At 62.0% G+C, this 19677-nt stretch carries 20 protein-coding genes, 3 tRNA genes and 1 pseudogene; 4 read left to right on the forward strand and 20 right to left on the reverse strand.

The window, feature by feature from the left end; all coding sequences use genetic code 11:
• Window positions 1–61: 61 nt before the first annotated feature.
• The 6 genes and pseudogenes from IPF85_RS13180 to IPF85_RS13205 form a co-directional block, all read right to left on the reverse strand.
• A complete protein-coding gene (locus IPF85_RS13180) occupies window positions 62–451 on the reverse strand; it encodes a hypothetical protein (protein ID WP_343408545.1) in 390 nt (129 codons plus the stop codon).
• Window positions 452–474: 23 nt separating this feature from the next.
• On the reverse strand, window positions 475–1599 hold the full coding sequence (locus IPF85_RS13185) for an RHS repeat-associated core domain-containing protein (protein WP_343408546.1): 1125 nt from the start codon (window positions 1597–1599) through the stop codon (window positions 475–477).
• An 82-nt stretch (window positions 1600–1681) separates the two neighbouring features.
• The gene (locus IPF85_RS13190; protein WP_343408547.1) at window positions 1682–2023 is read right to left on the reverse strand and encodes a hypothetical protein; all 342 of its coding nucleotides are present in this window, start codon (window positions 2021–2023) and stop codon (window positions 1682–1684) included.
• Entirely contained in the window at window positions 1947–2750 is an 804-nt protein-coding gene (locus tag IPF85_RS13195) for an RHS repeat domain-containing protein (protein WP_343408566.1), read from the reverse strand. The genes IPF85_RS13190 and IPF85_RS13195 overlap by 77 nt, the downstream gene beginning before the upstream one ends.
• Window positions 2635–5214: pseudogene (locus IPF85_RS13200) on the reverse strand (hypothetical protein); the annotation flags it as partial. The pseudogene IPF85_RS13200 and the gene IPF85_RS13195, both read right to left, overlap by 116 nt.
• Window positions 5215–5242: 28 nt before the next feature.
• Window positions 5243–5674, reverse strand: a complete 432-nt coding sequence (locus IPF85_RS13205) for a hypothetical protein (protein WP_343408548.1) — start codon at window positions 5672–5674, stop codon at window positions 5243–5245.
• Between IPF85_RS13205 and IPF85_RS13210 the strand changes: the two genes are divergently transcribed.
• Complete coding sequence (locus tag IPF85_RS13210; RefSeq protein ID WP_343408549.1) at window positions 5652–5792, forward strand: hypothetical protein; 141 nt, start codon at window positions 5652–5654, stop codon at window positions 5790–5792. The two genes, IPF85_RS13205 and IPF85_RS13210, sit on opposite strands and share 23 nt — an antisense overlap.
• Before the next feature lie 30 nt (window positions 5793–5822).
• Here the strand turns inward: IPF85_RS13210 and IPF85_RS13215 are convergent, their stop codons facing one another.
• The 5 genes from IPF85_RS13215 to IPF85_RS13235 all read right to left on the reverse strand — a co-directional run bounded on the left by IPF85_RS13215 (window position 5823) and on the right by IPF85_RS13235 (window position 9421).
• Window positions 5823–6062: a hypothetical protein gene (locus tag IPF85_RS13215; protein WP_343408550.1), complete on the reverse strand. Its 240-nt coding sequence runs from the start codon at window positions 6060–6062 to the stop codon at window positions 5823–5825.
• Between the two features lie 639 nt (window positions 6063–6701).
• Window positions 6702–7232: a hypothetical protein gene (locus IPF85_RS13220; RefSeq protein ID WP_343408551.1), complete on the reverse strand. Its 531-nt coding sequence runs from the start codon at window positions 7230–7232 to the stop codon at window positions 6702–6704.
• A gap of 27 nt (window positions 7233–7259) precedes the next feature.
• A complete protein-coding gene (locus IPF85_RS13225) occupies window positions 7260–7691 on the reverse strand; it encodes a sulfotransferase family protein (RefSeq protein ID WP_343408552.1) in 432 nt (143 codons plus the stop codon).
• Complete coding sequence (locus IPF85_RS13230) at window positions 7670–7873, reverse strand: hypothetical protein (protein ID WP_343408553.1); 204 nt, start codon at window positions 7871–7873, stop codon at window positions 7670–7672. The genes IPF85_RS13225 and IPF85_RS13230 overlap by 22 nt, the downstream gene beginning before the upstream one ends.
• Before the next feature lie 123 nt (window positions 7874–7996).
• Complete coding sequence (locus IPF85_RS13235; RefSeq protein WP_343408554.1) at window positions 7997–9421, reverse strand: thioredoxin domain-containing protein; 1425 nt, start codon at window positions 9419–9421, stop codon at window positions 7997–7999.
• Between the two features lie 379 nt (window positions 9422–9800).
• On the opposite strand from IPF85_RS13235, the gene IPF85_RS13240 reads away from it, so the two are divergent.
• Both IPF85_RS13240 and IPF85_RS13245 read left to right on the forward strand, forming a co-directional pair.
• Window positions 9801–11063 carry a family 10 glycosylhydrolase gene (locus IPF85_RS13240; protein ID WP_343408555.1) on the forward strand — a complete coding sequence of 421 codons (1263 nt, stop codon included), beginning with the start codon at window positions 9801–9803 and terminating at the stop codon, window positions 11061–11063.
• Window positions 11047–11229 (forward strand): type II toxin-antitoxin system HicB family antitoxin, encoded by a 183-nt coding sequence (locus tag IPF85_RS13245; protein ID WP_343408567.1) that lies wholly within the window; start codon window positions 11047–11049, stop codon window positions 11227–11229. Before IPF85_RS13240 ends, IPF85_RS13245 begins: the two co-directional genes overlap by 17 nt.
• A 34-nt stretch (window positions 11230–11263) precedes the next feature.
• Here IPF85_RS13245 and glnA read toward each other — a convergent pair whose 3' ends face one another.
• Both glnA and IPF85_RS13255 read right to left on the reverse strand, forming a co-directional pair.
• The gene (glnA, locus tag IPF85_RS13250; RefSeq protein WP_343408556.1) at window positions 11264–12604 is read right to left on the reverse strand and encodes a type I glutamate--ammonia ligase; all 1341 of its coding nucleotides are present in this window, start codon (window positions 12602–12604) and stop codon (window positions 11264–11266) included.
• A gap of 115 nt (window positions 12605–12719) precedes the next feature.
• Window positions 12720–14390: an alkaline phosphatase D family protein gene (locus IPF85_RS13255; protein ID WP_343408557.1), complete on the reverse strand. Its 1671-nt coding sequence runs from the start codon at window positions 14388–14390 to the stop codon at window positions 12720–12722.
• Window positions 14391–14591: 201 nt separating this feature from the next.
• Here IPF85_RS13255 and IPF85_RS13260 point away from each other — a divergent pair, with 201 nt between their 5' ends.
• A complete protein-coding gene (locus IPF85_RS13260; protein ID WP_343408558.1) occupies window positions 14592–15362 on the forward strand; it encodes a hypothetical protein in 771 nt (256 codons plus the stop codon).
• Window positions 15363–15480: 118 nt separating this feature from the next.
• Here the strand turns inward: IPF85_RS13260 and IPF85_RS13265 are convergent, their stop codons facing one another.
• The 7 genes from IPF85_RS13265 to IPF85_RS13295 form a co-directional block, all read right to left on the reverse strand.
• A complete protein-coding gene (locus IPF85_RS13265; RefSeq protein WP_343408559.1) occupies window positions 15481–16557 on the reverse strand; it encodes a trypsin-like serine protease in 1077 nt (358 codons plus the stop codon).
• Between the two features lie 359 nt (window positions 16558–16916).
• Window positions 16917–18521, reverse strand: coding sequence for a helix-turn-helix domain-containing protein (locus IPF85_RS13270; RefSeq protein WP_343408560.1), 1605 nt, complete (start codon window positions 18519–18521; stop codon window positions 16917–16919).
• 64 nt (window positions 18522–18585) lie between these two features.
• A tRNA-Met gene (locus tag IPF85_RS13275) sits at window positions 18586–18658 on the reverse strand.
• 94 nt (window positions 18659–18752) lie between these two features.
• A tRNA-Met gene (locus IPF85_RS13280) sits at window positions 18753–18824 on the reverse strand.
• Between the two features lie 75 nt (window positions 18825–18899).
• Window positions 18900–19286 (reverse strand): septum formation initiator family protein, encoded by a 387-nt coding sequence (locus tag IPF85_RS13285; protein ID WP_343408561.1) that lies wholly within the window; start codon window positions 19284–19286, stop codon window positions 18900–18902.
• Between the two features lie 82 nt (window positions 19287–19368).
• A tRNA-Leu gene (locus tag IPF85_RS13290) sits at window positions 19369–19452 on the reverse strand.
• A gap of 23 nt (window positions 19453–19475) precedes the next feature.
• The coding region (locus IPF85_RS13295; RefSeq protein ID WP_343408562.1) for a hypothetical protein at window positions 19476–19677 on the reverse strand (202 nt) is incomplete at its 5' end.

Here is a 19677-nt window from a genome sequence, read left to right on the forward strand (position 1 = left end):
CCGAAAGCGCTTAACGCAAACTTCACCCCCCCCACCTGCCTTGAGGGCAAGACCAACAAACCTAATCTTCGAAGTGTTCACGCTGCAAACAGTCTCGGTAGACGGCATGCCAGACGTATGGCTCAAAGCTACCGAGATCATCGCCCACAACGAATACGCCATTGACAGGTTTACTCTTGACAATCACGATGTCGGCTTGGTCATACTTATGACGGCCGAAGAAGAAAAGATCCGTGATTGTTTCAAGCTTGCCGCCTACGAGATTGGGGCATGGCTGATGGTACCAGGCCTTTTCGCTCAGAATCCGGATCGCATCGTCGCGCAGCGTGCCTACGGACACCTGTTTTCTCGCCTCCTCCAACGGCGATGAATAGCATCCAGCTACCAGTGTGACCAACAAGATCACGACACTCACTGCTCCCAGTCTGCCGGCAACACTGATATGTTGCATAACAAGCCTCCTGGCAGCGTCCATCAGAACCAACGATCCAGCATAAAGAGGTTCCATGCGTGTGTGATGTCCGTCAACCCCAGGACACGGAATCGAACACCGAGCGCAGCCCCGCGATTTCCGATGCTGACATCTGACCAGCTATTGCGCCAATCGCCATGAAATTGCGTGATTTCGCGCCCCGTGTTGAGCAAACTGCCGCCCGGGCCGTACTCCGCCCCCATGGTCAGCGCCCAAGCCCAATGATGCACATTCGCATCGTCATCTGAGGTGCCCATGAACGAGGCAGGCAACCCCTGCCGATCAAAATAAACCCAGGTCCGTATGGGATTCCCTGCATTGCTGACCGCCGGCCAAGCGTTTGGCGCTTCCAAGCGATTGGCTAGACCTCCGAACAGGCTACCAATGTCTCTGGTGAACATACCCTCTTCGCCAGCTTTGTACCAACCGGTCAAGCGTTCCAGCGCGCTTGGCATGTCATTCCATGACCAGTTAGCAGGTCGGTTGTCTCGGAATACGCTCTCCAGGTTTCCCTGGACGTAGTTACCGTCAGCGTCGTAGAAGACTGACCAATTCCACTCGCCAGGAAAGGCTATCGAGAACAGACGAATCAAAATGTCTTCGGCCGTCGGCGCACGATGATGCATCTGCTCAAATTCCTCTTGCCAGGCCTGATCCAGCGGATCGTGGCCTGATGGATCGATAAAGCGTAGAGGATTATTCCGGCAGTAAGAGTAGCGATTGAGATTTTGCGGATCGCCAGGATTGGGTATAATGCTGTCGGGTTGGATCCACCGGTTAAGATAAGGGTCGTAGTATCTCGCGTTGTAGAAATACAACCCAATGCTCGCATCCAGCACCTGCCCGGTGAAGCGTCGCTGCGTCGGCGTCGCGCCGACGGGCGTCCCTCGATTCTCACCCCACGGCTTGTACCACAACTCCGCCGTGCGCTCACCGCTGGCGCCATTGGCCGTCACCGTCGTGCTGCCCAGGTGATCGCGCAACAGCCAGTACAACACCCCCGCCACGCGCACGGCCACCCGCTGACCGTTGAAATAGTAGTATTTCGTGTGCGTCGTTGCGCCGCCAACCACCTTCTTCTTCTCGTACAGATTGCCGATCGTGGTGACCGTCTCCCCGTTCAGCACGCTCTTGACCCGGTCGCCGTCCGCATCGTACACGAAGCTCGCCGTCGCCGCCCCGCTGATGCTGACCAGGCGATTCTCGTCATCATACGTCAGTGTAGGTGTTCCCCCGATCGTGCGCCGCCGCATGTTTGCCGTTCTGATCGTAACAGTAACTGCTGCCGTTGCTTGTGCTTACCACCGCATGCTTCTTCACCAACGCCCCTTCCGGGCAGGTGCTCGCCTGCGCCACCCCGTAGCCGTACGTCCCCTGCCCCGTCTTGCTGATCAGGTTCCCCGCGTTGTTGTAGCTGTAGTTCTCATCGTACACCCAGCTCCCGGTCCCATCGTCGTAGCCCGCGCAAATCGCATCACCCGTGAAGCCGCGCAGCAGATCCAACCCGTCGTAGCTGAAGCACTGCCGCTGACCGTTGTTGCGCGCATCCACGATCCAGCGCATTGCCGGCCGTATCGTAGCCATACGTCAAGTCCTGCAAACTGCTGGCATCCGCCGACGTTCCTGCCTTCACCTTCTGCAAGCGCCCCAGTCCGCCGCTCGCTGTCCAGGGATGGTAGGTGAACGCCATCTGCACCACCGGATTGTTGTTGGTGCTCTGCTTGCCCAGCTTCAACTGCGTCAGCCTTCCGGCCACATCATACGCCGCATTCCCACTGCGCACATAATCCACACTGCTGTACATCCGCCCCGGCAGCCCCTGCGTCGTGTACGCCACGTTGACCGTCTCCGCACTCTGGGTCGGGTAAACTACCCGCAGCACCCGGTCCGCCGAATCATAGGTGTAACCGAGGGTGTACGCCTCCCCATCAATCGTGTGCGTTTCCGCCGTCACCCGGCCGCGCTTGTCGTATGTCCAACTCGCGCTGTTGTTGACATCGCCGCCCACATATGCCCTCATCCCGGTGCGCCGACCCTTGCCGAACTGCGTGGCCCCATCGAACGCATCATAGCTGTAATCGGCCAACACCGTCCCGCTGCTGCTGCCGCTCTGCCATTTCTGCGTCAGCCGATTCAGTCCGTCATAGCCAAACCCTATCGTGACATTCCGCGCATCGGTCTGCGCCACCAGGTTCCCGGCCGTGTCGTACGTGTAGCTCCACGCACCCATGTCCGGATCGTTCATGCTCATCTTGCGCCCCAACAGGTCGTACGTGATCGTGGTCACCGCCCCATCCGGCCCGGTCATCTGCACCAGCCGATCCGCCACGTCGTAGGCGTAGGTCGTCAGGCCGTTCGCATTCGCATTCCAGGCCGGCGTCGGGCACGTGACCGTGCCGCTGCCCACCTGCCCCAGGTACTCCTTGACGCTCGCCAGCCGCCCGGCCCAACCCATCGTAACGCTGGCTCACCAGGCTCCACTGGCCGCTGCTGTACTCCTTCTGCACCTGCCGCACACGCCCCAACCCATCGTAGAACGTGCGCTCCTCCAGGTAGGTCGCACTCGCACTGGCGTCGCCGTTGCCGTCATCGCGCAGCAAATGTCGCTGCACATACAGCCCCTGGTCCGTCGTGTAGACGATCTTCTCCGTCGCCGGGTTGCTGAACCCCGCCCCCGGCTTACGCCCATAACTGGCGGCTTTCACCCAGTTGGCGTCACAGGCGCTTCCCCCCTGTCCCGCCTGCCACACCTCCTTCACCTGCCCAGCCGTCGGCGCCTGGTTGTACGCCGCATAGCCGCTGTAGTTGTCGTAGATGGTGCGCGTCTGCCCCTGGCATGTCCCGCTTTCGCTCCCCGCGAACAGCTTCTCCTCCGCCACCCGATTGACGATGTAGGTCGTGCCGTCATTGCGTGGGGAATAGACCCGCTTGATCGTTCGGTATGGTATCGTTGGCGCGGCCTCGCTGTATAGCCGGGTCAACAGCAGATTGCCATACGCCGCATCGTAGGTGTTGACGCTTTTGGTGTAACGCAGCGGCGGGTTCGTCCCGTTCGGGTCCGCCACATAGTCGGTCTTGTCTTGCGGATAGACGAAAGTCATCCCGCCCGGCGTACCCACGCTGGTCTCATTCCAGGTCTGGTCGCTGCGCGCCAGCAAAGTGCCGCCGGAACCTGCACGCGTCTCTGTCTTGTACAACCTGCCCTTCCAGCGGTGCTGGTTGGTCGTGGTGTGGAACCATTGCTTCAGCCGCGTGTCCGGCTGACCGCTGCCGATCAAGGCCCCGCTCCCCACCTGGATGGCCTCCGCCTGACCGAACCCGCCCGCCTCATCATCCCAACTGCTATTGTCGTACACGTATTGCGTCACGATGTCGGGATCGCTCCCGCCCCCGCGCCACCACTCCTGCTGCACCACCATTCCGCCGCTCGAACCGCCGTACGTAATCTCCACCCGTCCCTGGTAGCCGTTGTTCACCGTCACCATGTGCCCATCCGTCGTGCCGCTGCCGTAGGTGTAGCTGGTTGGCGGTAGCGCACTGCTGCCGGTTCCATAGCGCGTGATCGTGCTCAAGTACAGCCGGCTCTGCGACGGCGCCGTCGGGTTGATGAACGTCGTCATGCCCAACACCAGTTTGTGCAGCAGCGTGTTGTTGGCCATTACCTCCACCCGCTGCAGGTATTTCCGTGTCCAGAAAACCTGGTAGCCGGTCTCGTCGAAGTGCTCGGCCCGATCCTCCCGGTTCTGATAGGTCAGCTTCAGCTTGAAGGCGCCGTTTGGCCCATAGCTGATCTCCTTCACCCGCACCGCACGCACCTGGATGAGCTCATCATTGGTGGAGTTGCGGGTCGAACAGTCTGCTGGCTGGGACTCCGCCTGCCGTGTGCCTTCATAGTCATAGCTGAACGTCAGACGATTAGGCGTCGTTGGCGTGGTGTCGCGCACCTCGGTCAACACCCACTTGGTGAAGCGATGCACCACCCCGCATTCCTCCAAGCTCCCGTCCGCCGCCGCTGCAGTCGCGCATGCATAAGCGCCGGCTCGAAGTGATAGGTAATGCCGCTTTCGGTCGTCACCTCCCAGACCAGGTTGTCTCGATTGTACGCCCGGATGTGGGGGCAGATCGATCGTCCCGAAGGGATTGTTGTATTCAAAATACTCCATCAGCGGATAGTCAGGATTGGAAGGGGTGGGCCGGCGGATCTTCAGGAAGGGGTCCTGCACGCTGTAGAAAATCCCGCCGTGTTCCTCCAATTCGTGGGTGATGCCGTCGAGGGTCAGGGTGTACTTGCCCGTGTCCAGGCTACGCAAGATGTAGCTCAACCCGCCGATATCCCAGCCCCACCCGGCCAGTTGATGATGTCCGTCGCCGGCCAGGCTGCGGCTGCTGTAGTCCAGGCTCAGCCCAGGCGCCAGTCCACCCGGCCCCGGCGGCGCTGCGATCGGGTAGCTGACGGTCCAGGCCCCGTTGTACAACTGCGACTGCACCCCTTCGATCCCCGGCGCAGGCTCCGGCACAATGCTGTTGCCGGCCGCAAACAAGGTGAAGTGCGTCAGCGTGGTGATTAGTTGTCTTTGCTCCTGATCCACGCTCGTTGGCAACACCACCCAGCGCCCGTCGGCTGCACCCTGGAAGAACAGCGTCGCGCCCGGTGGCCAGGGCGTTTGCTCATCGCCGGCCGCCGGATCGCGATAGCGCAGCGTCAACCCCACCGCAAACTGCGTCACCGGCAGTCCCGACATCTCCGTGGCGCTCAACTCGAACAGGAAATCAAGGTTCGCCGGCTGATCGGGATCGCTCTCGTGCGGCCGATAGCGCAGCAGAGCCGGCGCACTGCGCCCGGCCGCGCCTCCACCTGCACCCGTCCATCCGCGCTGAGCAGCACCCGCCCTCGCCCGGCGTCAACCACACCTCATCCGGCCCAGGCGTCGGCGTCCAGGTGGCCGTCGGCGTCGGCGTACACCCCTCATCATCCTGGCAGGGCGACGGTGTGGCCGTGGGGGTCGCCGTCGGTGTGGCCGTCAGCGGCACATCCGTCGGTGTGGCCGTCGGCGTCGGCGTACACTCGAACCCCAGGCAGGGCGGCTCATTCGTCGGTGTCGCCGTCGGCGTGGCGGTCGGCGGTTCGGCCGTGGGCGTCGGCGCACAGTCCTCACCCAGGCAGGGCGCTGCGGTGATCGTGATCGCCGCACTGGCCTGCACCGCCGCGCCCACCTCCTCGCTCACGATGGCCGCGGTGTTGGTGATGACCTGGCCGCTGACCTCCGCCAGCGCCTGCGCCTGGAACGTGCCGGTCAGCGTCGCGCCCGCAGCCAGTTGACCGATGGCCCATTCCAGCCGGCGTTCGGCCTCACGTAGCTGAAATTCCCCCCCCGGCCGGCCAGTAGGTCAGTTCCAGCGGCAACGTATCGCTCACCACCAGCCCGGTCAGGGTGCGGTCGGCCAGGGTGTTGCTGATGACCACGGTGTAGGTCACCACCCCGGACGGCTCCACCTGCGTCGGCGCCGCGGCCAGCGTCAACTGCACCGGCGCAGGCGCGGGCGTCGCATCGGGATCGGAAATGAGATCGAAATTGGGATCAGGGGACATGGGTTCAGTAGTGGTATTTATCTGGAGTGGGGGGTAGCAGCAGCCGCCGTGGAAAAGAGCAGACTGCAAACTACCAGCAGATGAACCAACGACGACAGGCGCGGCGCGAGCCGGCCGCGAGCAGAATGTCGGGAGGAGAGGGGAGAGAAAGTAGAAGTAGAAAAGAGAAAATAATAGAAAACAGAAGAGCGGCGTAACATGACAACGGACTCCTTTCGTGCAGCAATCGAAGCGGATGGGGTCAGGGACATTTTCCTGACTGCTGAAGGAGGTCGCGGGCGGGAGCGGTCTCTCGCCGGGGACTTCCGAATTCGGGAGGCGACTCGGAAAGCGGGGGGCATTCTTGTGGCTGGTCACAGCATAGCACGCGCGCAGCGATCTGTCAAGAGGCAAAATTTGGGGGCAGCAATTCCGAATTGGGCGGACGATTGACCACAAGGAACGTATAGAACACAGAGCAACGGCAGAAGATTCGCAGATTGGCGGCGTCTTTGCGCTCTTTGTGTTCTATGTGGCAAAAATCCGCCCAGCTTTCTCTGCCACGAATTTCACTAATTTTCACGAATTCCAGGGCCTTTTCGTGTCAATTCGTGCAATTCGTGGCAAAAATCCGCCCAGCTTTCTCTGCCACGAATTTTACTAATTTTCACGAAGTGGTTTCGTCAGTGGCTGTCTGCTTGTTCCATGACCGAGCCGCCACCCCACCCAGGCAAAACCCACGATGGCCAGGAGCGAAGGGCCGACCAGCCAGAAGAAGAAGAGGTAGTAGCCAGCAAGGCCCGGTTTGGCCGGATCAATCAGCCCCTCGTTGAGGGTCAGCAGGGCGATGGCTGCGACCAGCAGCCCCAGGCTGGCGCCAATGGCCGCACGACCCATGTCGTTGATGTGATCGTGCAGCGGGATGAAGATCGCGCCCAGCAGCGTGCCGCCTACCAGGCCCAGGAGCGCGGCCGGCGCGATGCCGAGCACGAATGCGAACGGCCCGGCGCACAGGGACAGCAGAGTCACGCCGACCAGGGCGTCCAGCAGGCGGCCGTTGTTGCTGTTGGTCAACAGCAGCCAAAAGGCCAGCGCGGGAACGGCCAGGGCCGCATAGATCGAAGCCAGGACCACGCCGGTCAGGGCGCCGAGCGATGCCCCACGTGTGACCAGGCGCCACGGTTGCTGCATGACCGTTCTGTTTCCTTTCAAGTCAAGTCAGGCGGCGCGATTGCGATACAGGGTTCGATCAACGGCCGCCAGCATCTGTTCACTATCCAGGCGTTGGTCGAGAAAGCGGTTGATCTGCGTAAGGAAGGGTGACGGCGCGGCGATCATCTCGTTGTAGTTCACATAGAGCACCGTGATGTTGGGCTGGCCGGCCAGCCAGGCCTCGACTTTCTGCAGATGCTTTTGGAAAAGGCGCGTCAACTCCGCGTCATCAATGCGGGCCGGGTCTTCCCCGCGATGGATGAGCATCTTGCGCTGTGAGGCCAGCGTCTCGGCCAGGGTGCGCTGCATGAAGATGACCTTGTAGCGCTGGTTGGACGGCAGATGCTCCAGCAGGGCCGAAATGATCTTGATCGCCTTGCCCTGCGCCTCGCTCATCCAGGCGCCGTCGCCATCCTTCAGGCGCTTGACTCGCTCCACCTCGAAGTAACCGCTGGGTTGTCCGCATCGGCCTGGCGAATGGCGTCGGTCATCGCGCTCAGCCCGCCGGCCGCCAGCATCTGCATCATCATGGAGGTGCCGGAGCGCGGCAGGCCGGAAACGACGGTGACATAGGTGAAAGCCGATGGTGTTTGTTGGGTTTGGGTGTGGGTGAAGCTCATTCCTGGCAGTCCTTAGTCCTCTCCTCAACCCCCGGCCCCTTCTCCTCTCCGTCATACGGAGAGGAGAAAGGGGGAAGGGGTTGAGGAGAGCATCTTGTTATATCGGCTGGCGGGGGGGAGCCATCACTGTGTGACTGTGGGCGCCGTCTGCGGGCCTTGCTGAGCACCGGTTAGAATCTCGGTCAGGGCCTGGTCGAACTGCTCGTAGGGCAGCGCGCCCGGGATGCGGGTTCCCTGCCCGTCCTTGATGAGGAAGAAGTTGGGCGTGCCACGCACCTGCGCCTGTTGCCCCAAGTCCAGGCCATCCTGCACCTTCGCTTCCATCTGGCCTGAATCGAGGCACTCGTTGAACTTGCCGGCGTCAAGGCCCAGGTCCTGCGCGTAGGTCTTGAAGATCTCCGGCGCGTTGCTCTTACCGGACCACAGCGCCTGTTTGCTAAACAGCACATCGTGCATCTCCCAGAATTTGCCCTGGGTCGCGGCGCACTCCGAAGCCTCGGCCGCCTTGGGCGCCTGGGGATGGATGGGCAGCGGGAAATGCACGAACACCATGCGCACCAGATCCTTATCTACCCAGTTCGTATCAATCTTGGGTTCCGCTTGCTGGTAGTGCTGCAGGCAGTAGGGGCACTGAAAGTCCGAGAACTCGATGATGAGAATCGGTGCTGCGCTGTTACCCCGGTAATGATAGCCGCTGTAGGTCAGGCCAGGGTGTGCCGGGTCAGGGGCAAAGGGGTCAACACCCTGCGGGAGCGGCGTCGGCGTGGGTGCGGGCAGTTGACCAGACTGCGCCTTGCTAATGGTCTGCTGAAAGACCTCGAACGACTGCGCGCCGGAGACAAACCAGGCGTTGATGAAGAAGGCCGGCGTGCCGGTGACGCCGCTCTGCGCGCCTTCCTGCAGGTCTTTGGCGACCTCGGCCGCGAACTGGCCCGAATCAAGGCATTCATTGAACGCGGCGCTGTCGAGGCCAAGATCAACCGCGTATTCCTTGAAGATCTCCGGCGCTTCGGTCTTGCCCGACCAGGCCTGCTGCAAGGCAAACAGCTTGTCGTGCATGGCCCAGAACTGCTGCTGCGCCGCGCACTGCGCCGCTTTCGCCGCCTTGGCCGCCTGCGGGTGAATGCTGTTCAGCGGGAAATCCTTGAACACATGCTTGACCAGCCCCTTTTTGACGTACTGATCTTCGATGAGCGGCGCGGTCTGCGAGACATGGCGCGAGCAGAACGGGCACTGGTAATCGGAAAATTCGACCAGCGTCACCGGCGCGTTGGGATCGCCGCGGAACCAATCGCCCTCGGCGGTCTGGCCTTCGGTTACCGCGGCCGGATCGCCGACCGATTTGACGGCCGGCACGTTAGTGGGTGTGGCGGCCGCCGCCGGTTGAGGCTGGCCGCCTGTCGCCGCCGCGACCGGCGCGGCCGTGGCCTGGTCCGCACCAGGGTTTTGGGGGCTTGTCTGCGTACACGCGCCGAGCAGCAGGAGCAGCGCGCCGGTCACCAGCAGCCACCCCGGTACACGCCTTGTGGATTCATAAAATCGTTTCATAAGATTGACTTTCTTTCGGCTTTCTCTTGACTTTCTCTTGACTTTCTTTCGGTTTTCTTTCGGTTTTCTTTCACCACCACTCGTTGCGTCAAGCCGGTCACGCCCGCGCGGCCCCATGAATTTACTGCGGTGAACCACTGTTTGATGTAGGCCCAATTCCGCAACGATTTTCCCTCACCGGGCGCCCACGAAAAGGCCTGTGGGACTGTGGGAAGAAAGTCCCGGTTTTTGCCAGCTGCAATTTGGGCTTTCAGCGCGCTTGTGTTAGACTCTGGCAGCAGAATGGCGCCCCAGTTGGTGGCCTATGATACCACAGGAGTCAAAAATCGCCATGACAAGAGCCAGCTCTCCTGCAGTTTCACCCGTTGATGCACCGTCTTTGACAGACGCAGCCAATCAGGATTATCCGGATCTCTATGCGATGACGCCGCCGCCGCACGTTGATCTGCCGGCTACACGTGAGACGGCGGCCGCCGGCACGCGACCGATGGCGCCCATGGCGCGCGGGATCGGCCTCGGCCTGGAAGAGGGGCGGGCGCTGTGGGTCTCACGCTTCGATTTTCGCAGCGCCGATGACATGCGCCGGGTGATTGACAAGGCCGCTGCGGCCAATTTCAACCAAATTTGGCTGCAGGTGCGTCCGGCGGCCACCGCCTTCTATCGCTCGGCCCTGGAGCCGTGGGACGAACGATTGACCGGCCGCCTGGGCGGCGTGCCTGATTGGGACCCATTGGCGCTGACGATCCAGGTTGCGCACCAGGCCGGGCTTGAGGTACACACCTGGCTCAATGTCTATCCCGCCTGGCAGGGCACAGAACTGCCGCCGTCTGATGTCACTCCAACGCCCATGATCACACAGTTCACTAATCTGTATGGCGACCAGTGGAAACAATGGGGCCGCGAGACCGGCGCCATGGGGCTGAGTGATAGCTATCTCTACGGCAGCCCTGGGCATTGGGCGGTGGCCGAGCGGGTGCTGCAGGTGTGTCGGGACCTTCTGCTACACTACTACTTGGACGGACTGCACCTGGATCATGTGCGTTACTCTTCCTCGCTCTTTTCGTGGGACCCGGTGACGCAGGCGCGCTACGCGGCCGACCGCGCCCTGGAGCCAGAGCTGACTCATCCCGAATGGCAGCGCCGCCAGGTAACGGCCCTGGTGTCCGCCATTCATCGCCTGATACGTGAACTGAAGCCTGGCTTGGCGCTGAGCGCGGCGGTCTGGCCGGTCTATCGGCGCAAGGCCGCCTGGACCTGGTATCCCAACACCGACGGCTATACTTCCTACTGCCAGGATTCGATTGGTTGGTTGCGCCAGGGGGTGATTGACACGATTGCGCCCATGCTCTACGGCTCTATTCTTGGCCCGGCGGCCAACACGCCCTATTTCGAGCAGGTGGTGCAGGCCTACGCGGCCGAGACGGAGGGGTTATCGGTCTATGCCGGCATTAGCGCTGAACGCATTGATGCGGCCGAAATCTGCCGTCGCATTGACATCACGCGCACGGCCGGCCTGCCCGGGCAGGCCATCTTCCGCGCCGCGCTGCTCGACCCGATCAACGCCTGGGAGGCACTGCGCCAGGGGCCGTATCAAAGCGCGACCTTTGTGCCGCGGCCGCAATCGGCTGAGGTTGCGCTGTAGGCTATCATGTGCTGAGGTGTTCGAGGGTGTGAGTCAGGGAGAGACAGAAGCGGAGGCGCTTCGCAACATTCAGGAGGCGATCCAGCTTTGCCTGGATGTGCGCCGAGCACAGGGCCTTCCCCTGACCATCGAGAGCCGGCAGATCGAGGCGCCGATTTATGCCTAGGCCGCCCGTTCTCTCCGGGTGGATCGCACGCGCTTCAGTAGATCGGTAAGTAACGATCCACTTCCCACTGACTGACCGTGCGGCGGTAGTCGTCCCATTCGCTGGTTTTGGCTTCGATGTAACGCTCGAACAGGTGCGCGCCCAGCGCAACCTGGATCACCTCGTCGCGCTTCAACTCCTCCAGGGCTTCGCCCAACGAGCGCGGCATGGCCGGCAGACTGCGCCGCGCCACGTCCATGTGATACAGATTCTCTTCGGCCGGCTCTGGCGGCTTCAGTTTGCGCTGGATGCCATCCAGGCCCGCGGTGAGCATCACGGCAAAGGCCAGGTAGGGATTGGCCGCCGGATCTGGACAGCGCAGCTCGATGCGCGTGGAGGCGGTGCGCTCGGCGTTGATGCGCGGCACCCGAATCAGGGCCGAACGGTTGATGCGCGCCCAGGTGATGTAGGTCGGCGCTTCGAAGCCGGGCACCAGGCGTTTGTACGAGTTGACCAACGGCGCAATGATGGCAGACATGCCGCGCGCGTGCTCCAACTGGCCGGCAATAAAGCGCAGGGCCAGTTCCGAGAGGCCATATTGACTGCTGGGCGCGGCAAAAAGGTTCTTGCCGGTCTTGACATCGCTCAGGCTTTGGTGCGTATGCATGCCGGAGCCGTTGATGCCGGTGATCGGTTTGGGCATGAAGGTGCAGTAGAGGCCGTTGCGTTGGGCAATGGCCTTCAGCGTGGTGCGCAGGGTGATGACATTGTCGGCGGTGCGCAGCGCGTGGTCATAGCGAAAATCAACCTCGTGCTGGCCCACCGCCACCTCATGATGGGTCGCTTCCACCTCGATACCCAACGTCTCCAGCGCTTCTACCATCTGGCGCCGCACATTGTGGGCCAGGTCGGTGCTGACATCGAAGTAGCCAGCCTCGTCATGCGGGATGGTGCTCAGCGCGCCATCGGTCCGGGGCTTGAAGAGGAAAAACTCCAGTTCTGGCCCGGTGTTGTAGACAAAGCCCAGGGCGGCCGCATCAGCCATTGCGCGCTTGAGCACGTAGCGCGGATCACCGGTGAACGGTGAGCCGTTGGGCATGTAGACATCGCAGATGACGCGGGCTGTAGCCAGATGGTCGCTCTCCCAGGGGATGACGGCAAAAGTGCCCAGGTCTGGCACCAGGTACATGTCGCTCTCGGCCACGCGGGCAAAGCCCTCGATCGAAGAGCCGTCGAACCAGATGCCATGATCCACAGCGACGTTCCACTGCGAAGCCGGGATCGTGACCTGTTTGACAATGCCCACAATGTCACTGAACTGTAGGTTGATGAAACGCACCCGCTGTGTCGCCATGATTTCGGTGACCCGTTCAGCCTGGGCCTGATCAATCGCCATGCGCGCAAACCTCCCCATAATATCGTGAGGGCCTAGTATACGGCGCCGGCGCGCGGTCAGCCAGCGTCAAACCGACTGAGGAGAGAAACCCATGATTGGGCAGTTTGCACAAACCTCAGCGCCACGGCACGTTGTAGGCGATGCGCACGGCGCCTTCGCTGTCTTTGACTTCCAGGCGGAGCTGCGGCGGATTGGCGCTGGCGGTGATTACCCCGTAACCGTTGCACGACCGATACTCACTCGAATACCAATAGGTGCCCTTATCCCAAAGCCCACTGCCAAACATGCTGCGGTCCGCACCGTAGACGGACAGGCATTGCTTGAAGTTGGGCGCAGGCACCACCATTTCCGGCAGCCCGCTGTGCGCGCCGCTGTCAATGCCGCCCGCATGCATGTCGCCGGAGATGAACACCACGCCCTTGATACGGGCATTTTGCACCAGTTCGAGCAGCCAGTCGCGCTCGAACTGATAGGTGCGCCAGGAATCGCTCTTGTGAACGGTCGGGTTGAACGGCACCTGCACCATCAGCAGTTTCCAGGTGGCCGTTGACTGCAAAAGCCCCTGCTCCAGCCAGTAGCGCTGGCCGTAGATGCCCAGGTTGTTGCCGTCGAGCATAGATTTTTCCGGGCCATCGGGATCATCCACGTTGTCGCGCTGACTGCGCGCATCAACCAGAAAAATCTCGACCGGTCCCAGGTTGATCTTCTGCCAGATGCCGTAGTTGGATGGGGTTGGATAGAGCGGGAAGAACTCACGGATGACGCGCTGCGACAGTTCACGCCCGAAGTAGCCCTTGTCTTCGTCGTTGCGCCCATAGTCATGATCGTCCCACATGTGCGCGACCGGTGCAGTCCACAGGACATCGGTCACAAAACTTGCCATGTTGGGATCGTTGACATTGTAGAGGTCCTTGAACATCTGGCGCTTGTCTTCCAGGCTGTGCGGCTCGCGGTGATCGAAATCGCCGCCAATCACGACCAGATCGGCGTTTTCCTCGCCGGCATGGGCAAAGGTGTTGGTGGGCAGGATCGTGCCGGGGTTCGAGGTGGTGGCGAAGTCGGTCAGGTAGACGATCTTGGCCGGCCGGCCCGCGCCGGGAAGGGTGCGAAAACGCGGCAGGTCGCCCACAGTCTGCGGTACGCCGTTGACCAGCACGGTGATGTAGTAGGTGGTGTCTGCTTGCAGGGCGGTGAGGGGAATCATGGTGGTGAAATCGGTCTCACGCCTGGTGATGACGGGCGCGGTCCAGCGGCTATCGCCCTGTTCATCTGCGGCGGTGGAGATGCCCAACTGCACGGAGGCCATGCCAAAGGTGCGCACGAACACGGTAGCGCTGCTGGCGGTGACCGCGCCAACCACCGGGCCGTGGGTGGCCGGCGTGAACGCGCTGTTGATGTAGAGCCAGGGCAGGTAGGGGAGCCAGCGTTGCTGCGGCCCGGAGGCGCGCGGCGTGGGGAGCGGCTCGGGCGCGGGCGGCTCTGGCAGGTCGAACTTGACGCCGAGGAAGGGCAAAACGGCCAGGCGCCGGGGCGTCGCGGCCGGGGGCGGGGTTGGCGCCGGCCGGCCGCGGCCTGGCGACGGTTCTTGCGGGCAGTGATCGGTGGAATCACATGCCACCGGATAGGGACGCCAGGGCGCGGCCAGGGTCTGACCGTGCAGGCAGAGCAGCAGGAAAATGCCGGGCAGCAGCCAGCGCAGGCGCTGCCCGATCGAATTCGACCGGCGCCGGGCCTGCTCGTGCGTGATGGGGATGATCTGCTGCTTCGTTCGAAATGACGATTGCATAACTGATTGATGAGAGATGTTTCAACGCAGGGACGCCAGGGCGCAAAGGCGCAAGAGCATGATGGTTCGAACGCAGGCCGCGCCGCTGGTGTAAGTTGGAACTTATTGTACTATGGTTGCGTCTGGAAGGCGAACCGGGTGACCCCCATCAATCAGGCCCGGTGCGGAGTTCTTGTTTCGAACGAAGGCAGGAGGCATGAAATGACTGGTCGAAATTGGTATCTCAAGACCCTGATGGTCGCAATGATGGCGTTATTGGCCCTCTCGGCCTGCACCACCCCGCAGATGGCGGGCAGCCCGGCCACCGGGAATCAGATTGGTAACGAAGCCGGCCCCAATACCACCGGCGGTCAGACGGCCCCGACCACCGGAGATCAGCCCGGCGGCTTGATTACCTCATCGGGCACGCAGGTACCTGGTCAGGCCAGCGCCGGTTCCAGCGGCGGTCAGGTGCAAGCCGATTCCAGCGGCGGGTCGAGCGGTGCGCCAGATGCGACGGCCGGCGGCAATCTGGGGGATGCGCTGTCGCACTTTCAGCTTTACCGCAGTGAGTTGTGCCACTTTCAGATTGGCTATCCGAACGGTTCCCCGGCCGACTACGTGCCGCAGGAAGGTGCGGTGACGAACCAGGGCGCGGCCACAGTATGCCGGGTGGCGTTCCAGGATCGTGTGCTGGCCCAGTCCGACACCGCCGCGCTGCAGCCACCGCTGTTCCTGATCGAAGTCTTTGATCGGGGCAGCAACGCGCAGGCGCTGGAAGAGTGGGTGCGGGCGCAGCCGCTGCCGGGCAAGAGCAGCGCCGCCACCGAGCCAACCACGCTCAGCGGCGTAACCGGCCTGAAGGTGACGCTGATGCAGGAGATGGCGCCAAATCAGTTCTTCTTTGTCGCCAGGGACAACTACATCTACAAACTGACGCCGCTCGGTCTCTATGGCAACGCCATGCTGGCGACGTTCAGGTTCACTGATTGATACAGAGAAACCCGGCTTCTACGAGAAGCCGGGTTTCTTGCATCCCCGCACCGATGAGAAACCCGGCTTCTACGAGAAGCCGGGTTTCTTGCAGAAGGGGGATGAGGTGAGGCTCCTTCTAGAAGTCGTTGCCCCAGTCGAATATCGTCACCGCACCGCTGCCAAAGTACGATGAGTAGATTTGGTAGGGCTGATTGGGGTTGATGTATTTGTACGAGTTGACGCCATTGACGTAATTGTAAGCGCCGGCGTACTGGTCGAACTTGTAGATCCAGGGGCCGCCGCTGCAGCCGCCGGTCATATCGGTGCCGATGCCGATGGGGTTGGGCGAGAAGTTGCCATCATCACGCGCGTGTGACGCGGCGTTCAGATGCAGATACTGCCCTGCAAAGGGCGAGGCGGCCGGATAGCCAAAGTCCATCCAATGCAGGGTGCGGCTGGCATTCGCCATGTAGCCCAGATACCCAACGGTGCTGCCGATGCTGCGCCCATAGCGGTCGTTGACGATGACGGCGGCATAGTCATAGGCGATCGAGTTGCTGTTGCCGGCAGAATAGGCCGTCAGCACGGCCGCGTCGTACTGGGTCCACTGTCCATAGGGCGCCGCGCCGTTGCGATAGGCTGGTACGAAGACCCAGTTCGTATGCCAGGTTCCGTAGTAGTTGTCATAGGCGCAGTGACCGGCTGTCCAGATCATGCGATTGTAGCCGACCGAGCCGGAGCAGACGTAGTTGTAGCCGCCGGAGGTGAAGAAAACCTTGCCCAGGGTGCGGAACGGGTACACCTGGTAGTTCCAGGGCACGCCAAAGCGGGTGTAGGGCGGGGGGTAGGAATAACCGGTGGGCGACGCGCCGCCCATTTCAACAGCGCCTAGCTCGGCCAGGGCATCCGCCTCGGCGCCGGTGGGCGCACCGACCATGCCGGCGCTGCCTGGGGACATGGTCAGCGGACCGTCTGGCTCAACCGGGGCGCCATCTTTCAACGGCATTGCAACTTGCGGCAGGGGGTAGGGAATGGCATTCTCCATCTCCTCAGCGGTCCACACCTTTTGCGGCGCGTCACCGACCGGGCCGCGGGTCACAATCTGCAGGGGTTGATCGGCCGGAACCGGGGCAACCGCGCCAGCGCCGGCGGTCACCAACATACTGATCAGCAAGAGGCTGATCGTTACCACGATGACTGGTAGATTCTTCATAGCACTTTCTCCTTGCAACTTGACGTGAAACGACGAGCAACTTTGGCTGCATCAGACGATTTGAAAGCTATGTACCTGTGATGTGGTGGAACAAACCGCCTGTCGGTGAACTGAATCACCGGGATGCAGTCGAAAATACGCCGGGACGACCTCGATCGGGTCGTGGCGTCACGCAGATAGGAATCGGACGGGAAGACAGGATGGTCTGGATAGGGCTTACCTCCTTTGCCAGTCCTTCGTCAGGCCCTGGCGTGATCCCACAAATTGAGCGTCCGCAGAAGTAGTATAGCAGAAAGAAGGCACGCGGTCAATCGTCAAAAAGTAGTACCGCGAGACCATGCGCCAGGAAAGGCAGCAGCCTACAGCAATTGTTGCACTTTGAAAGCAACTTGTAGCAGCAAACGCATCTCAGGGTCGTTCAGGTCATGCCCGATGATGGCCGCGATCCGCTCCATGCGATAGAGAAGGGTGTTGCGATGCAGGAAGAGGGCTTCGGCGGTGCGGCTGAGGTTGCCGTGGTGGGCAAAGTAGGCGGCCAGGGTTTCGACCAGGCTGGCCTGTTGGCGGGCGTCATACGCGGCCAGCGCACCGAGCGTTTCATCATAGAATTTGCGCAAGACATCGCTGCCCTGTAAAGGCAGCAGGAGGCGAAAAAGCCCCATGTCGCCGTAGTAACTGACGGGGTCCGTGCCGCGGATACGCTTGCTCAGTTGCAGCGCCTGGGCAGCCTCATTGATGGACTGAATCAAGCCAACGGCGCCGTCGGCCGAACGCCCAACGCCGACACGCAGGGTCACGGTGGGCAACTGGGCCGCCAGGCGGTCGTGCAGCGCCTTGGCCAGGCGCCGGCCGCGGCGAGCCGGCTTGCCCGGCCCCAACCCACACAGGACGAGAATATCGCCGGTTTCCTCTTCTGGCGTCACCAGGTTGGAGACGCGGCGCTGGGTTAGTTCTTCTTCCACCAGTTGCGCGCAGCGGTGCAGCAAGGGCATGGGAATCGGTTGATCCGATCCGATGTAAAAACTCACCTGGCGCCGGTCCAGTTCGAAGCTCCATTGCAGCCCGCGCTGGGCCAGGCTGATCGCGCCCGGCTCCGGCGCGGCCAGCAGATCCCTGATGAACTGGCGCCGCCGGTTCAACTCGCCGGCGCTGATGGTCTGGCGCCGGCCCAGCTCCAGCGCGCAGGTCAATGCCCCGCGTTCAGCCACCAGCTTGGCGACATCGTCCAGGTCGTTGCCCGGCGCAATGGCCGACAGGGCGCCGTAGCGTTGATGATTGCTGGTGATGATTGTGACCCAGCGACTGCCACGCTGGTTGGGCAGGGCCGCCAGGAAGGACGCCTCGCCCGGCTGTTCCTGCAACAGGCGCGCCGTTTCGGTGTGCAAATCGGCCAGCAGCCCTTCGTCCAGCCCGCGACCGCCGGGAGCCGCCGCGGCCAGCAGGTCCCCCAGCAGGCCATGAACGGTGATGGTGCAGTTGGCATGGCGCGCGAGGGTTTGCGCGACCTGGTCAAGCGATGCGCCGCTGACGAGCAGATTGGTCAGCTCATGGGTGACCTGGCTCGCGAAGCGTTCTAACTGCGCCTGGCGGTTGACAATGACCCGGATGGCCTCGCGTTCGACATCGGTCAGGCGACTACCGACCGGCAGGGCGAATAAGGGGCTGTGAAGCTGGCTGGCAGAGCTGACGGCTTCTTCGTCTACCGTCCCCAAAACGGCAATAGCGGCCACACGCACCGCCGCGAGATCGGCGATGACGCGCGCCAGCGAGAGGGAGGGATCGAGCAGGGCCAGGTCAGCGAGATCCATCAGGATTAGTTCGCCGCCGTTGAGGTGTGGAAATGCTGGCGGACTAGGTCGTAACGAAATAGCCCAGGAGACTGCACGCTGCAAGTGCTCCTGGCCGGCGAGTAGGTGTGTCCCCTGCGGTAGGGCCAGCCGCAGAAGATCCGCTAAGGTGGTCATGACCGTTGATCATCCCCCAAAAAGTGGAATTCCTGGCCGGGGGCCAGGAATTCAACGCTGAAGGTGGTGACGCCCAGACTTGAACTGGGGACCCAGGAATTATGAGCTCCTTGCTCTACCGACTGAGCTACGTCACCGTGGTTATGGAGTTTCTACGCATAAAGGAGGAGAGTTGTGTGAACTCTCCTCCTTTATTGGCATCGTCATTTCTGTCAAATCCCAGGAACCAGGTAGCGGGGGCAGGATTCGAACCTGCGGCCTTTGGGTTATGAGCCCAACGAGCTGCCACTGCTCCACCCCGCATCGCTTTCAACAAGAAAGATTGTACCACCGAACGATGACCTGGTCAAATCTTCACAAGCAGCGGTTTTGCAAGCCTCAGCGCCTCAACAGCGCAGCGAACAGGCGTTGCCACGCGGACTGGGAGGCAGGAACCGGTGTTGGGGTGACAAGCGCGGCGGCCGGGGTGGGCGCCGCCACGGGCGCCACCGGAATGTCACCGGGGCGCATCATGTCGAGCGAGCCACGTGCCTGTTCTTCCAGGTAGGCCGGACTTTGAACGGTTTGCAATTCTGCCTGCAAGCGCTGCGTGCGCGTGACTTCGGCCGCCACGGTGGCCTGCCATTGATGCATCTCAACCTGCACGGCCTGTAGTTGCCAGCGGCGACTGATGTAGCCGGCGCCAAACGCGCCGATCAACACGACGATGATCACGATGACAAGCTGGCGACGCGTGGCACGCAACCAGGGGCGCGATCTGTCCAACGGTTCCTCCCGAATGACCTGGAAACAGTTTGGGGGCCGTGCAGATCATCTGCACAACCCCCAAATTTGTTTGTCTGCTGAGTGCCGAAGGAGGGACTTGAACCCACACGGGCTAATGCCCACTACGCCCTGAACGTAGCGCGTCTGCCAATTCCGCCACTTCGGCAATCGAACGTGGGCATATTACCATCAGGGGGACGATTTGTCAAGCCGGATGGCCTGGCCCGCGCTGACGCGCTGCGTCACGATGTACCACTCGCTCACTGTGCGGAAGCGATCGGCCGCACGGTTCAGCTTGCCAATGGTGACGCCACGCACCTTGCTTTCCACGCCAAAGGTGTAGACCGGGTGATAGAGGAGCAGGGCCGGGGCTTCGTCGGTAAAGACGACC

The sequence above is a fragment of the Candidatus Amarolinea dominans genome (genome assembly GCF_016704685.1).
In the GTDB taxonomy this organism is placed as follows: domain Bacteria; phylum Chloroflexota; class Anaerolineae; order SSC4; family Amarolineaceae; genus Amarolinea; species Amarolinea dominans.